The sequence below is a fragment of the Bradyrhizobium sp. PSBB068 genome, assembly GCA_016839165.1.
Taxonomy (GTDB): domain Bacteria; phylum Pseudomonadota; class Alphaproteobacteria; order Rhizobiales; family Xanthobacteraceae; genus Bradyrhizobium.
Window position 1 is genome coordinate 2,617,041 of sequence record CP069300.1, and the last position, 14,549, is coordinate 2,631,589.

The window sequence follows — 14,549 nt, forward strand, 5'->3', positions numbered from 1 at the left end:
GCCGCACCGGAGTCAGTGTTATGGCCTATCTCGAGCTCGATCGTGTCGCCAAGCAGTTCGGCGCGCAGACTGTCGTCGACGACTTCAGTCTCGCCGTCGCGAAGGGGGAGTTCATCTCCTTCCTTGGCCCCTCCGGCTGCGGCAAGACCACGACCCTGCAGATGATCGCAGGCTTCCTCGACCCGACGCGCGGCGCGATCCGGCTCGAGGGCAACGACCTGAACGCCGTGCACCCGGCGAGGCGAGGGCTCGGCATCGTGTTCCAGAGCTATGCGCTGTTTCCGCATATGACCGCGGCGGAGAACGTCGGATTCGGTCTGGAGATGCGGAACGTGGCGCGGACCGAGCGGGCCGAACGGGTCCGTGCCGCGCTCGCGATGGTCGGCCTCGCGGGTTATGAAGAGCGCCATCCGCGCCGCATGTCCGGCGGCCAGCAGCAGCGCGTGGCGCTGGCGCGTGCACTGGTGATCCGGCCGAGCGTGCTGCTGCTCGACGAGCCGCTGTCGAACCTCGACGCCAAGCTGCGCGAGGAGATGCAGATCGAGCTGCGCCAGATCCAGCGCACGCTCGGCACCACGACGATCCTGGTCACCCACGACCAGAACGAGGCCATGTCGCTGTCTGACCGTATCGTCGTGATGAGCCAGGGCCGCATCGAACAGATCGGCACGCCGCAGGAGACCTATGAGCGGCCGGCCTCGGCGTTCGTCTCGCAATTCCTCGGCAAGACCAACGACTTTGCCGCGACGATCGACCGGACCAGCACGCCCGCGCGACTGCTCGCGGGCTCGTGGAGCGCGCCGGCGCCTGCCGGGCTCAGCGGTCCCGTGACGATCAGCATTCGTCCCGAACGGATCGGATTCGGCGACACGGGCCTCTGCGCAAAAATCGTCACGCGCATTTTCCAGGGCAATCACTGGCTGTTCCAGTGCGAGAGCGAATGCGGCCCGGCGATCGTGATCCGCCAGAATGACGGCCAGACCCAGCCTGCCGAAGGCGACGCGGTCCGTCTTGCCTGGCGGCCGGAGGACATGAGTGCGCGCGCCGGAGCTGCTGCATGAGGACGGCTACGGAGCAACCCAGCGCACGCGCACCCTGGGCGCTGACGGCGCCGGCCCTGATGCTGTTCGTCGGCGTGCTCTTGATTCCGCTGGCGATGACCGTGCTGCTGTCGTTCCACGACTGGGGCCAGTACAAGGGCGTCGAGCCGGTCTTCATCCTGAAGAACTGGCACGAGATCGTGAGCGATCCGTACTATGCCGAGATGTTCTGGCGGACCTTTCGCATCGCGATCCTGACCACCTTGCTCACAGCCGTGCTCGGCGCGCCAGAGGCCTACATCCTCAACCGCATGAGTGGGCGCTGGAAGAGCTTCTTTCTGCTCGTCATTCTCGGCCCGCTGTTGATCTCCGTGGTGGCGCGCACGCTCGGCTGGGCGCTGCTGTTCGGCGGCAACAACGGGGTGGTCAACAAGCTGCTGATGTCGCTCGGGCTGATCAGCACACCGATTCCCTTCATGTTCACCGAAACCGGCATGGTCGTCGCGCTTGCGCATGTGATGATGCCATTCATGGTGCTCTCGGTGTGGGCCGCGCTGCAGCGGCTCGATCCACAGATCGAAAACGCCGCGATGTCGCTCGGTGCCGGTTCCCTCACCATCGTTCGCCGCATCATCATGCCGCAGATCATGCCCGGCGTGTTGTCGGGCGCCATCATCGTGTTCTCGCTCTCGGCAAGCGCCTTCGCAACGCCGGCGATCATCGGCGGACGCCGGCTCAAGGTCGCGGCGACGCTCGCCTATGACGAGTTTCTGAACACGCTGAACTGGCCGCTGGGGGCTGCCGTCGCCACGCTGCTGCTGGTCGCGTTGGTGCTGATCGTCGTCGGCAGCAACGCGCTGATCGAGCGCCGCTATGCCGAGGTGTTCCGATGAGACAGAACGGCCCGCTGGCGCTGATCTTCCACGCCATCTTCGTGATCGTGATGGTGGCACCGATCCTCGTCGTCTGCCTCGTCGCCTTCACGCCGGAGGGCTTCCTGTCGCTGCCGACGGGCGGCCTCTCGCTGCGCTGGTTCCGCGCCATCGCGAACTATCCGGAATTCATCCACGCCTTCTGGGTCAGCCTCGGCCTCGGCGCACTGTCCTCGTTCGTGGCGCTGCTGTTCGCGGTGCCGGCGGCGCTCGCGATCGCGCGCTATCGCTTCCGCGGCCGCGATGCGCTCGCGGCGCTGTTCCTGTCGCCGCTGATGATCCCGCATGTCGTGCTCGGCATCGCCTTCCTCCGCTTCTTCACTTCGGTCGGAATGGGCGGCAGCTTCGCGGCGCTGATCATCGCGCATGTCGTCATCGTGTTTCCGTTCGCGCTGCGGCTGACGCTGGCGGCCGCCACCGGCATGGATCTCTCGGTTGAAATGGCGGCGGTCTCGCTTGGCGCCGGCGGTTGGACGCTGTTCCGCCGCGTCACGCTGCCGCTGATCCTGCCCGGCGTGATCAGCGGCTGGGCGCTCGCCTTCATCCAGTCATTCGACGACCTGACCATGACCGTCTTTCTTGCCGCGCCGGGCACCGAGACCTTGCCGGTGCGCATGTTCCTCTACATCCAGGACAACATCGATCCGCTGGTGACGTCGGTGTCGGCCTGCGTGATCGCAATCACCATGACCGCCCTCATTCTGCTCGACCGCTTCTACGGGCTCGACCGCGTGCTCGCCGGCAAGAGCGATACGGGACGATAGGAGAACTCATGTCCGGAGATTATGACGTCGCCATCGTCGGCGGCGGACTGCTCGGCTCCGCCATCGCCTGGGGACTGGGCCGGCTCGGCAAGTCGGTCGCGGTGCTCGACGAGGGCGATATTGCCAAACGCGCATCGCGCGCCAACTTCGCGCTGGTCTGGGTGCAGAGCAAGGGCTTGGGCATGCCGGCCTATACGGTCTGGACGGTTCGGGCGTCGGAGGCGTGGGGCAGGCTCGCCTCGGAGCTGAGGCAGCAGACCGGCCTCGACGTTTGCCTGCAGCAGAACGGCGGCTTTCACCTGACGCTCGGCGAGGACGAGTTCGGGCAGCGCGCCGATCTCGTCAAGCGGATGCACAACCAGGTGGGCGCCGCCGACTACAGGATGCAGATGATGCCGGCGTCCGAGGTGAAGAAGGCGCTGCCGCTGATCGGGCCGGACGTGTCGGGCGGCAGCTATTGTCCACACGACGGCCACGTCAATTCGCTGCGCACGTTTCGTGCGTTCCACACCGGCTTCAAGGCCTTCGGCGTCGATTATTTTCCGGAGCGGCCGGTCTCGGCGATCTCCAAACGTGGCGGCGAATTCCGGCTGACGACGCCGCAAGGCGAGCTGCGTGCCGCCAAGGTCGTGCTGGCCGCGGGCAATGCCAACCAGACGCTCGCGCCGATGGTCGGTCTCCATGCGCCGATGGGCCCGACCCGCGGTCAGATCGTCGTGACCGAGCGCACCATGCCGTTCCTGCCGCACCCGCTGACCACGATCCGCCAGACCGACGAGGGCACCGTGATGATCGGGGACAGCAGGGAGGAGGAACTCGACGATCGCACGCTCAAGCATTCGATCAGCGCGGTGATGGCCGATCGCGCGCAGCGCATGTTTCCGCATCTGGCGCGGCTCAACGTGGTCAGGAGCTGGGCCGGCATCCGCGTCATGCCGCAGGACGGCTTTCCGATCTACGATCAGTCGGAGAGCCATCCCGGCGCCTTCGTGGCCTGCTGCCATTCCGGCGTCACGCTCGCCTCCAATCACGCCTTCGACGTGGCGCGCATGGTTGCCCAGGGCGCGCTTGAGCCCGAACTGGTCGGCGCCTTCTCGGCCCGCCGCTTCGGCGGCAACGGCGCGGCAAACCACAGCGGCTACTAGAGACCTCGAGAAAGAGCATCCCATGTTCAAACGTTCCGACCAGGACCAGCGACCGTTGGTGCAGATTTTCGTGGACGGCGTTGCCGTCGCAGCGCGCCAGGGCGACACCGTCTCCGCGGCCTTGTTGGCCTCCGGACGCGACGTGCGCCGCTCGACCGCGGTCAACGGCACGCCACGTCTGCCCTACTGCATGATGGGCGTGTGCTTCGATTGCCTCGTCACCATCGACGGCGTCGGCAACCGTCAGGGCTGCCTCGTGCCGGTTGCAGCGGACATGCAGATCGAGATTCAGAAGGGCAAGCGGGAGATCGGAAAATGACCAAGGGCCCCAAGCGCGAAGCCTACGATGTTGTAGTGATCGGAGCCGGACCTGCCGGGCTTGCCGCGGCTGTGACGTCTGCCGGAGCCGGCCTGTCGACGCTGCTGCTCGACGAGAATATCGGCCCCGGCGGCCAAGTGTATCGCGCCATCGCCTCGACGCCCGTGACGGAGCGCGGTCAGCTCGGCGCCGATTACTGGGCGGGCGCCGATCTCGTGCAGGCACTGCGCGCGAGCAGCGCCGAGGTCATCCAGCGCGCGACGGTCTGGAGCCTCGATCGCAACCTCGAGATCGGCATCTCGGTCGGCGGCGCCTCGGCCTTCGTCAAGGCTTCTCGCGTGATCCTCGCGACCGGCGCGCTGGAGCGGCCGTTTCCAATTCCCGGCTGGACGCTGCCCGGTGTGATGACCGCCGGCGCGGCGCAGACCATGCTGAAATCGTCGGCGTTGGTGCCGGACGGCCCAACTGTGATCGCGGGGCAGGGGCCGCTGCTGTGGCTGCTGGCAGCACAGATCCTGCGTCTCGGGGGCCGCATCGACTGCATTCTCGACACCACTGCGCGCGGCAATTATCTTGCTGCCCTGCCGCACGCCTTCGGGTTCCTGACCTCGCCCTATTTCGCCAAGGGTCTCGCGATGATGCGCGAGGTGCGGGCGAAGGTCCGGGTGGTATCCGGCGTCACTGAACTCGCTGCAGCCGGCGATGGCCGGCTCGCGAGCGTGAGCTATGTCGCGGGCGGCAAGCGCGAGTCCCTTGCCACGGATCTGCTGCTCTTGCACCAGGGCGTCGTGCCCAACGTCAATCTCGCGATGGCGGCTGGCGCCGAGCATCGCTGGGACGAGCTGCAATTGTGCTGGGCGCCGGTGCTCGATGCCAATGGCGCGTCGTCGGTCCCCGGCATCGCGATCGCGGGTGACGGCGCCGGCATCGGCGGTGCGGGAGCGGCCGAGGTTCGCGGCCGGATTGCGGCGCGCGCTGCCGTGGAGTCGTTGGCGCCGGCCGCTGCCGCCGGATTGCCGCCGATGGCGGCGTTGCGTGCCGATCTCGCCAAGGCCGAACGCGGCCGGGCCTTCCTCGACACGCTGTTTCGCCCGGCGCCGCAGTTCCGGCTTCCCGCGGGCGACACCATCGTGTGCCGTTGCGAGGAGGTGAGCGCGAAGGACATTCTCGACGCGGTAGCGATCGGCGCGACTGGTCCCAATCAGCTCAAGGCCTATCGCCGCACCGGCATGGGGCCGTGTCAGGGCCGGCTTTGCGGCCTCACCGTCACCGAGTTGATGGCGCAGGCGCGTGGCAAGAGCCCGCAGGAGATCGGCTATTATCGGCTGCGCGCGCCGGTCAAGCCGATCACGCTCGCCGAACTCGCCTCCGTCGCGAAGACGGAGGCCGACGTCAAGGCGGTGGTGCGCGGATGACCATAGGCGCGGACGCGATCGTCGTCGGCGGCGGCATCCACGGATGCTCGACCGCGCTGCATCTGTGCCTCGCCGGCATAAAGCCGGTGCTGATCGAAAAAGACTATGCCGGCCGGCATGCCTCGGGCGTCAATGCCGGCGGCGTGCGCCAGCTCGCGCGGCACATTCCCGAGATTCCACTTTCCATCCGTTCGATGGGAATCTGGGAGAGGATCAGCGAGCTTGTCGATGATGATTGCAGTTTCGAGAGCCACGGTCAGGTCCTCGTTGCGGAGAATGACGACGAACTGGCGACTTGCCGCGCGCGCGTTGCGGAGCTCAATGCGCTCGGCTTCACCCACGAGGAACTGATTGGCGTGGCCGAGCTGCGGCGGCTGGTGCCGGCTGTCGCCGACAGCTGTCCCGGCGGTGTGGTCTCGCGCCGCGACGGCGCGGCCAACCCGGCGCAGACGACCACGGCATTTCGCCGCAAGGCCGAGCGGCTCGGTGCCATCGTGCGCGAAGGCGTAGCCGCCACCAACATCCGGCAGAGCGACGGCCTCTGGCATGTCGATGCCGGTGCCGACAGCTACGCCGCTCCTGTGCTGGTCAATGCGGCCGGCGCCTGGGCAGGGCGGATCGCCGCTGATCTTGGCGAGCCGGTGCCGGTCGAGACCGTCGCGCCGATGCTGATGATCACCTCGCGCGTGCCGCATTTCATCGATCCCGTCGTGATCCTGCGCGGCCGCAAGCTGTCGTTCAAACAGTTTTCAAACGGTACCGTGTTGATCGGCGGTGGACATCTGGCGACACCCGACCAGGATCGCAACGAGACGGTGCTGGACTGGAAGGGCCTCGCGATCAGCGCGCGCACGGTGTTCGAGCTGTTTCCGGTGATGCGCGATGCGTCGATCGTGCGGGCCTGGGCCGGCATCGAGGCGAGGACGAAGGACGACCTCCCGGTGTTCGGGCCGAGCGCCCTGCACAAGGGGCTTTATCACCAGTTCGGCTTCTCGCTGCACGGCTTCCAGCTCGGCCCCGGCGCCGGCGCCGTGATGGCGGAGCTGATCACCAACGGTGGCACCCAGACCCGGATCGGCGATCTCGGCATCGATCGCTTCCATCCTTCAACGCTCTAACGAGAGGACATCATGAGCATCACCCGTAACATCCGTACGCCCATCATGCATCGCGCGGTCGAAGCGAACGGCTTCGTTTTTCTGGGAGGGACCATCGCCGACGACACCAGCGTCTCGATGGGCGAGCAGACCCGCAGCATCCTCGGCAAGATCGCAGGCTATTTGAAAGAGGCAGGAACCGACACGACGCGCGTCGTCAGTGCCTCGATCTTCGTCACCGACCTTGCCAAGAAGAAGGAGATGGATCAGGTCTGGACCGAATTCTTTGGCGACAACCTGCCGGCACGCGCCACCGTCGGCGTGGCCGATCTCGGTGGCGGTGCGCTGATAGAGGTCGTGGTGACCGCGCTCAAAGGCTGAGCTGAACGACAGCTTGCTGCTGTCGAGCTGCAAATCCGTCGAAGAAGGCAATCGGGGTCTTGCACCAGGCTATCAGCTTGGCGCAAGGGCCGGTTGGCGATCATTTTTTGCTTAGGTTCAAGCGGTTTGCTGTGGCCCATTCCTATTTGCTGCCTTCGGACTTCCCGTGAGGACGGATCAAATTGTCCGACCATGTCTCGGCAATGTGGGGAAGAGACAGATCGCGCTTCCGCTCGAGCAGAAGCTCGAGGACGCGCGGCGGCGTCAATGGCAGCTCCTGGATGCGTTTTCCGGTGGCGTTTGCGACCGCGCACGCAACGGCCGCTCCGACATTGAGGATCGGCACCTCGCCGGCCCCTTTGGTCCCGAGCGGTCCGATTGACGGCGCGCCCTCGTAGAGGCTGATTTCGACCGGCACGACATCGAGCGCCAGCGGAACGCGATAGGTTTCGAAACCGTTCTGGCAGACCCGGCCGTTGTCGCCGATCGTGACTTCTTCGTGCAACGCATAACCCAGCCCCTGCACGACTCCGCCCTGGATCTGGCCGTGGATCGCGCGCGGGTTCAGCGCGCGGCCGACGTCCTGGACGACGCGATAGCTGAGCACCTCGACATGTCCGGTTTCCGGATCGACGGCGACCTCGCAGTCGTGGACTGCGAAGACGGGGATGTCGATCGCGTCGATGAAATGTCCGGCCACGCAGCCGGGCATCGCCGGCACGCCGGCGCCGGTGAAGGCGCCGGTGCCGGAGACCGGGCCACCCAGCGCTTGGGCGCGGGTCGCGACCTCCGTGACGGTGCGACCGGAGCCCGGCGCGCCGGCGATCTCGATCCGCCCATCGCGCATGACGAGATCATCGGGCGCAGCCTCGATCATCTCGGAAGCGACCTTCAGCAGCTTGGTGCGCACCTCCTGCGCTGCCGACAGGCTCGCCGCGCCGAGCGAGACGGTGGTGCGGCCGCCGCCGACGCCGACGTCATAGCCAGCCGCATCGGTATCGGCCGCGCGGACGATCACATGCTCGGGCGTGATGCCGAGCGTGCTGGCGACGATCTGCGGCAGGCTCTGCATCATCGAGCCGGAGCCGATTTCAACGCCAGACGTGACCAGCGTCGCCGTGCCGTCGGCGTTCATGTTCACCGTCGCGGCCGACGGGCCGACGAACACGAACCAGGTGCCGACGGTGGTCGCGCGTCCATAGAGCCGGCCGTCACTGCGCGCCGGCGGCGGCGCTGCCGCATCGCGCAGCGTATCCATCCGCTCGAGCATCGGGCCGAGCACATTGCCCTCGAACCTTTGGCCGGTGGCGCCGAGATCGCGGTCGCCGAGCACGTTGCGGCGGCGGAAGGCGAGCGGATCCATTCCGATCCGCGCTGCGATCTCGTCGGTGTGCCGCTCGAGTGCAAATGTGTTGTAGACGCCGTTGCAGCATCGGAACGCGCCGTTCGGCGCCGTGTTGGTGTAGACCGCGCGCGAGACCATGCGCACGCTGCCGAGCTTGTAATTGCCGCCAAGCGTGTGCGAAGTCATGGTGGTCAGGAAGATCTGCTCGCCGCCATAGGCGCCGCAATCCATCAGGACGACCGCCTCGCGACCCACGATGTCGCCCTCGCGCGTCACCGCCGAGCGGATGCGGATATCGGCGTTCTCGCGGAACAGGCAGGTGAGCATCTCCTCTTCGCGCGAATTGACGAGACGCACCGGCCGGCCGCTGGCGCGGGCGAGCAGGGCGGCGAACGGTTCAACCGCCAGGTCGAATTTGAGACCGAAGCCGCCGCCGACCGGCGGCACGGTGACGCGGACATGCGACGCCGGCACGCCAAGCAGGCGCGCGGTCGCGTTGCGGACACTCCAGGGAACCTGTGTCGAGGTCTCGATATGGAAGCGCCCGTCTTCATAGCTTGCGACCACCGCACGCGGCTCGAAGGCGACATGGTTCTGCCGGCCGACCCGAAAGCAGCTTTCGACGATCTCGACGTCAGGCCGGGCAAACGCGGCATCGACGTCGCCGCGAACCACGGTCGCTTGCCAGGCGACGTTGCCGCCGCGTGCGCTGCCTTCGAGCAAGACCTCATAGCTGCGCCAGTCCGGATGAATCAGCGGCGCGCCCGATGCAAGTGCATCCGCCATGGTCAGGACGGCTGGGACCGGCTCGATCTCCACCTCGATTGCCGCGAGCGCGGCCTGCGCCTGCGCCAGCGTGACGGCTGCGACCGCGGCGAGCGGTTCGCCGTCGTAGCGGATGACGTCGCGGGCGAAAAGCGGATGATCCGCGATGCCGATCCCGATCATGCCGGGTGCATCGGCCGCCGTCACGATGGCGCGCACCCCCGGCATGCGGGCTGCTCTGGAGGTATCGAGACGAATGATCCGCCCCGCAGGCACGGAGGCGCGCAGCACCGCCGCATGCAGCATGCCCGGCAGATACCGATCGATGGTGTAGCGCGTGCGGCCGCGCAGCTTGTCGGCCGCATCACGCCGGCGCAGATCCATCGTTGCGGAAACGTCGGACATCCCTGCGCCTCCCGATCAAGCCGTGGCCAGGGCGAGCAATGTCGCCTCGACGATGCGTTCATAGCCGGTGCAACGGCAGATGTTCCCGGTCAGCGCCGCCCGTATATCGTCACGGGTTGCATCCGGCCGGGTCGTCAGGAGGTGCGTCAAGGTCACCACCATGCCGGGGAAGCACATGCCGCATTGCACGGCGTCGCTCGCCTCGAGCGCGGCCTGGATGCGGTTCAGCTGGCCCTGCGGCGTAAGGCCTTCGACTGTTCGGGTCTCGCGGCCATCGGCCAGCGCAACGGGCAGCAGGCACGAAGGCGTGGGCTCGCCATCGACCAGCACCATGCAGGCGCCGCAAAAGCCCTCGCGACAGACCGGCTTCGCACCGGTCAGATGCATCTCCTCGCGGAGGACATCGACCAGTGGCGTCGCAGGGGCTGCAGCGGAGATGAGGCGATCGCCGTTCACGGTCAAATTGAATCCCATGTCGATCCCCGCAAGTTCAGGAGCCGAGCGCCGCGATCGCAGCGCGGCGGACGAGGCCGGGCAGCACGCTGACGCGATACCAAGCGGGCGCATCGACGCCGTCGCGGCCGGCGAATTCGTCAGTCAGTTCGGCCGCGGTCCGCGCCGCTTCTAAAGCGTCGAGCGGACGTCCGAGCAGCGCCGCTTCTAGCCGCGGCCATCGTCGCGCGGCTGCTTCGACCGAGCCGACCGCGATCCGCGCGGCCCGGACACGGCTCGCCGCATCGAGGCTGACCGAAAGGCTGACGATGGCGACCGGATAGTCGCCCGACCTGCGCAGCGGCAGCCGGACATGGGCCGTCTTACGCTCGCTTCGGGGCAGGATGATCCGTGTCACCAGGCGACCGGGCACGAGCGTCGAGCGGATCTTGAGGAAATCCGTCAGGCTCAGGTGCTCGCAACCGTCGCGGCCCGAGATCTCGACATCGGCATCGAGACAGAGCAGCGCCGGCACGCAATCCGCCGCGGCGAAGTCCGATGCCGCGAGATTGCCGCCGATCGTCGCCATCGTGCGGATCGCCGGGTTGGCAGAGCGGCCGGCGGCCGCGGCGAGGCCGGCAAAGTCCGGCATGCCGGCCAAGGCTGCCGCAAGCGCCGCGTGCGTGACGGCCGCACCGATCTCGACTGCGTCGCTGTCGATCCGTATTGCGGTCAGCTCGGCGATCCTTCCGATCGCGACATAATGGGGCCTGAGCGGCGCGTGCCGGATCGGAGATCGCATGATCCATGTGCCGCCGGCCAGGGGAGAGCCCGCGGCGCCATAGTCGCTCAGCGCATCGCGTGCGGCGGCGAGCGAGGGTGCGACATAGATCGACGTCGACGCATCGCGCGCCCCGATCCCGTTCTGGATGAGAGTGCCTGACATCATGGGCGCCGCTCCTGCCGCAGGCGATCCAGCAGGACGCCGATGATGACGATCGCGCCGAGCACGACCATCTGGACGTATCCATCGATCCGGGTGAGGTTCATGCCGTTGGACAGAATGGTGATGAACAGGGCGCCGAGCACCGCGGTGCCGACGCCGCCGCGCCCGCCGGCGAGGCTGGTTCCGCCGACCACGGCGCCGGCGATCGCCTGCAGCGACAGCGCGCCGCCGAGATTCGGCTCGCCCGATCCGGTCCGCGCCGTCATCATGATCGCGCCGAGCGCGGCAAGCGCGGAGCACAGCACATAGGTCGCGACCAGAATGCGTTTCACCGGCAGGCCGGCGACCGCTGCAGCGCGCGGATTGGTGCCGATCAGATAGAGCGAGCGGCCGAACACCGTGCGCGCCAGCAGCAAGTGCAGCCCGACGCCGACGGCGAAGGTGATCGCGATCGCCGCCGGCACGCCGAAGATGCTGCCGCTGTAGAAGATCTGCGAGAACGGCGCCGGCACGCCCTGAACCGGCCGTCCGGACGAAAGCGTGGTCGCGATCCCGATCGCGATGTTGTAACTGCCCAGCGTCGCGACGAACGGATTGACCCCGAGCAGCGCGACGACCACGCCGTTGAACAGGCCGCATGCGATGCCGAGCGCGAAGCCGGCCGCGAGCCCCGTGAGCAGCGCGGCGGTCGTGCCATGGCCCGACGCGGTGACGCCTGCCATCGCGAGCGCAGTGCCGACGCTGACCATCGACACCGTCGGGCCAAGGGCGAGATCGAAGCCGCGCGTCAGGATGACCACCGTCTGCGCCATCGCGAACAGCGCCAGGTAGCTGGTCTGTTGTGCGATGTTGAGCAGGTTGGCTGGGTACAGCACGCCATGGTCGACGGCGGCGAAGCCGAGCAACAGCACGGCCAACGCGACCGGAAGCACCGCGCTCCAGAGCCGGCGGCCCAGCGTCAGCTGTGGGCGGTCGGTGTCCTTGGCGGCAACGGTCAATTCGAGGTCAGACACGCGGCGTGCTCCGTCGGCTGAGTTCATCGAGCGCTACGGCGGCAACCATGATGACGCCGAGGAACACCGGCTGAAGCCGCGAGTCGACGTGCAGGAGGTTGAGCGCGTTGCCGAGGATGGTCAGGAACAGTGCGCTGACGGCGACGATCTCGATGCGTCCGACGCCGCCGCGCAGGCTGACGCCGCCGATCACAGCGGCGGCGATCGATTGCAGCATCATTCGGTCGCCGCCGAAGCTGGCTTGTCCGGAACCGACCTGCGCCGTCAGCAGAATGCCGGTCAATGCCGCAAGGACGCTCGAGACGACGTAGGTGCCGACGATATGACGCTGGATCGTTACGCCCGACACCACGGCAGCATCGACATTGCCGCCGATCGCGTAGACGTAACGGCCGAACAGCGTGCGTCGCTGTGCAAACACCATCACCAGGATCACGATCAGCGCGACATGGGCGGCGGTCGGCAGGCCGAACGCCTGGCCGCGACCGAAGCTTTTCACGAAGATCTCGGGCATGCCGTAGACCGGGATGCCGTTTGTGATCATGAGGCCGACGCCGGCGGTCGCGGACATCGTGCCCAGCGTCACCACGAAGCCGGAGACCTTCAGCTTTGCCACGCAGAAGCCATTGATGAGCCCGACCACGACGCCGCAACCGAGCCCGGCCACGATCCCGCTGGCGATGATGAGGACGTTGGCGCCGGGAAAGGCGGCCGCGGTGACCGCCATGGTCTTTGCGGTGACGACGCTTGCCAAAGCGACGACCGCGCCGACCGAAAGATCGAAGCCGCCCGCGATGATAACAAGGGCCTGGCCGCAGGCGACGATTGCCAGCAGCGAAGCGTTGCGCAGGATGTTGAGGACGTTGGTGATGCCGTAGAACTGCGCATCGACGGCCGACATGCCGGCGACCAGCAGCACTAGCAGAGCCGGCAGCAGCCCGATTCGGCCTGCGATCGATTGGAGGCTGATCGCGTCCCGCGGCGCTGTGCCGACCAGGGCCGAGTTCATGCGACCTCCGCGGTGAGATGTTCGCGGAAGAAGCTCGAAAGCACATTCTGCTCGGTTTTTTCAGTACCGGTCAGCTCGGCGGCGATGCGGCCCTGATGCATGACGTAAAGCCGGTTCGACAGCGCCAGCACCTCGGGCAATTCGGAAGACACCACGATCACGGCGGCGCCGGCCTCGACGAGGCGTTTCATGAACTCGTAGACCTCGAGCTTGGCACCGACGTCGATGCCGACGCTCGGCTCGTCGAACAGGAACACGGTCAACTCGCGCGTCAACGCGCGCCCCAGCATCACCTTCTGGCGGTTGCCGCCCGACAGGGCGCCGGCGCTGCGTTCGATGTTCGGCGGCCTGAGCTGCAGCTGCTGCATGATGCCCGCGATGGTCACGCGCTCGGCGGCCTGCCGTATTATGCCGAAGCGGGCGAAGGCCGGCAGGTCGAGCCCGGTCATCGACGCGTTCTCGCGGATCGGACGCGACAGCGCGAGCCCTTCGGCGATCCGGTTGGCAGGGAAGTAGGCGACGCCGCGCTTCAGGCTGTGTCTCGCGGTTGGAGATTCGTAAGGCGCACCGCCGATCCGAATCGTTCCGGTCGACGTGCGCTCGATGCCGTAGATCGCGCGGATCAGCTCCGACTTGCCGCAGCCGACCAGGCCCGCGATGCCGGTGATCTCGCCTGACCGGGCATGGAAATTGACGTCTCTCACGCTGCCATCGGCGAGCGTCAGGTTTTCGACGTCGACCATCACTCGGTCCGGCTGGTGGGCGATGGCGGGGAAGAGCAGGTCGATGGTCCGGCCGGTCATCAGTTCCACCAGCTCGCCATCGGTTGAGGTCGCGGCGTCGAGGGTCCGGATGTGACGGCCGTCGCGCAGCACCGTCACGCGGTCGGCCAGCGCGCGGATTTCGCGCATGCGATGCGAGACGTAGATCAGCCCGACATTCTGGCTCTTCAGGCGCGCGATCAGCTCAAACAGCCGTCCGGTCTCGCGCTCGGTCAATGACGCGGTCGGCTCGTCGAGGATCAAAAGGCGGACACGGCCGAGCAGGGCCTTGGCGATCTCGGCCATCTGCTGATGCGCGCGGGACAGGTCATCGATCCGCCGCGCGGGATCGAGATCGAAACCGAGCTCGTCGATCAGCGCCTTAGCGCGCTTGCGCATCTCGCGCGAATGCAGCACGCCGCCGCGCGTGATCTCGCGGCCGAGAAACAGGTTCTCTTCCACGGTGAGGCTCGGGATCAGCGAGAACTCCTGAAACACCGGACTGATACCGATCTCGCGCGCCCGCTGCGGCGTCAGGCGGTGGATCTCCTCGCCGCCGAAATGGAAGGTGCCTTCGTCGGGTGGAAAGGTGCCCGAGACCACATTGATCAGGGTCGATTTGCCGGCGCCGTTCTCGCCGAACAGGACGTGAAGCTCGCCGGCACGGACATCGAGGTCGACGCGGTCGAGCGCCCGGACGCCGGTGAATCGCTTCGATATCCCGCGCAACTGAAGCAGGGGTGCGGGCGGCTCTGGATCGATCTCGACGTTCATCCGCGT

The 14,549-nt window shown here is 67.1% G+C and carries 14 protein-coding genes; 8 read left to right on the top strand and 6 right to left on the bottom strand.

What is annotated here, in order from left to right:
- Positions 1 to 20 precede the first annotated feature (20 nt).
- Genes JQ507_11980 through JQ507_12015 form a run of 8 tightly spaced genes read left to right on the top strand, consistent with a single transcriptional unit; the run spans position 21 to position 7,093 of the window.
- Positions 21 to 1,061, top strand: a complete 1,041-nt coding sequence (locus JQ507_11980) for an ABC transporter ATP-binding protein (protein ID QRI72135.1) — start codon at positions 21 to 23, stop codon at positions 1,059 to 1,061.
- Positions 1,058 to 1,933 carry an ABC transporter permease gene (locus JQ507_11985; GenBank protein QRI72136.1) on the top strand — a complete coding sequence of 292 codons (876 nt, stop codon included), beginning with the start codon at positions 1,058 to 1,060 and terminating at the stop codon, positions 1,931 to 1,933. Before JQ507_11980 ends, JQ507_11985 begins: the two co-directional genes overlap by 4 nt.
- Entirely contained in the window at positions 1,930 to 2,736 is an 807-nt protein-coding gene (locus JQ507_11990) for an ABC transporter permease (GenBank protein QRI72137.1), read from the top strand. Before JQ507_11985 ends, JQ507_11990 begins: the two co-directional genes overlap by 4 nt.
- 8 nt (positions 2,737 to 2,744) lie before the next feature.
- Positions 2,745 to 3,881, top strand: coding sequence for an FAD-binding oxidoreductase (locus JQ507_11995; protein ID QRI72138.1), 1,137 nt, complete (start codon positions 2,745 to 2,747; stop codon positions 3,879 to 3,881).
- 22 nt (positions 3,882 to 3,903) lie between these two features.
- The gene (locus tag JQ507_12000; GenBank protein QRI72139.1) at positions 3,904 to 4,200 is read left to right on the top strand and encodes a (2Fe-2S)-binding protein; all 297 of its coding nucleotides are present in this window, start codon (positions 3,904 to 3,906) and stop codon (positions 4,198 to 4,200) included.
- Positions 4,197 to 5,615, top strand: coding sequence for an FAD-dependent oxidoreductase (locus tag JQ507_12005; protein QRI72140.1), 1,419 nt, complete (start codon positions 4,197 to 4,199; stop codon positions 5,613 to 5,615). Before JQ507_12000 ends, JQ507_12005 begins: the two co-directional genes overlap by 4 nt.
- Positions 5,612 to 6,733: an FAD-binding oxidoreductase gene (locus tag JQ507_12010; protein QRI72141.1), complete on the top strand. Its 1,122-nt coding sequence runs from the start codon at positions 5,612 to 5,614 to the stop codon at positions 6,731 to 6,733. Before JQ507_12005 ends, JQ507_12010 begins: the two co-directional genes overlap by 4 nt.
- A 12-nt stretch (positions 6,734 to 6,745) precedes the next feature.
- Positions 6,746 to 7,093, top strand: coding sequence for a RidA family protein (locus tag JQ507_12015; GenBank protein ID QRI72142.1), 348 nt, complete (start codon positions 6,746 to 6,748; stop codon positions 7,091 to 7,093).
- 142 nt (positions 7,094 to 7,235) lie between these two features.
- On the opposite strand, the gene JQ507_12020 is transcribed toward JQ507_12015, so the two are convergent.
- From JQ507_12020 to JQ507_12045, 6 genes are read right to left on the bottom strand one after another with little or no spacing between them, the layout of a single operon-like run.
- Entirely contained in the window at positions 7,236 to 9,608 is a 2,373-nt protein-coding gene (locus JQ507_12020) for a xanthine dehydrogenase family protein (GenBank protein QRI72143.1), read from the bottom strand.
- Between the two features lie 15 nt (positions 9,609 to 9,623).
- Positions 9,624 to 10,082 carry a (2Fe-2S)-binding protein gene (locus JQ507_12025; protein QRI72144.1) on the bottom strand — a complete coding sequence of 153 codons (459 nt, stop codon included), beginning with the start codon at positions 10,080 to 10,082 and terminating at the stop codon, positions 9,624 to 9,626.
- Positions 10,083 to 10,098: 16 nt separating this feature from the next.
- A complete protein-coding gene (locus JQ507_12030; protein ID QRI73305.1) occupies positions 10,099 to 10,986 on the bottom strand; it encodes an FAD binding domain-containing protein in 888 nt (295 codons plus the stop codon).
- Positions 10,986 to 11,999 carry an ABC transporter permease gene (locus JQ507_12035; GenBank protein ID QRI72145.1) on the bottom strand — a complete coding sequence of 338 codons (1,014 nt, stop codon included), beginning with the start codon at positions 11,997 to 11,999 and terminating at the stop codon, positions 10,986 to 10,988. Before JQ507_12035 ends, JQ507_12030 begins: the two co-directional genes overlap by 1 nt.
- Positions 11,992 to 13,008 (bottom strand): ABC transporter permease, encoded by a 1,017-nt coding sequence (locus JQ507_12040; GenBank protein ID QRI72146.1) that lies wholly within the window; start codon positions 13,006 to 13,008, stop codon positions 11,992 to 11,994. The genes JQ507_12035 and JQ507_12040 overlap by 8 nt, the downstream gene beginning before the upstream one ends.
- A complete protein-coding gene (locus JQ507_12045) occupies positions 13,005 to 14,543 on the bottom strand; it encodes a sugar ABC transporter ATP-binding protein (GenBank protein QRI72147.1) in 1,539 nt (512 codons plus the stop codon). Before JQ507_12045 ends, JQ507_12040 begins: the two co-directional genes overlap by 4 nt.
- Positions 14,544 to 14,549: the final 6 nt, after the last annotated feature.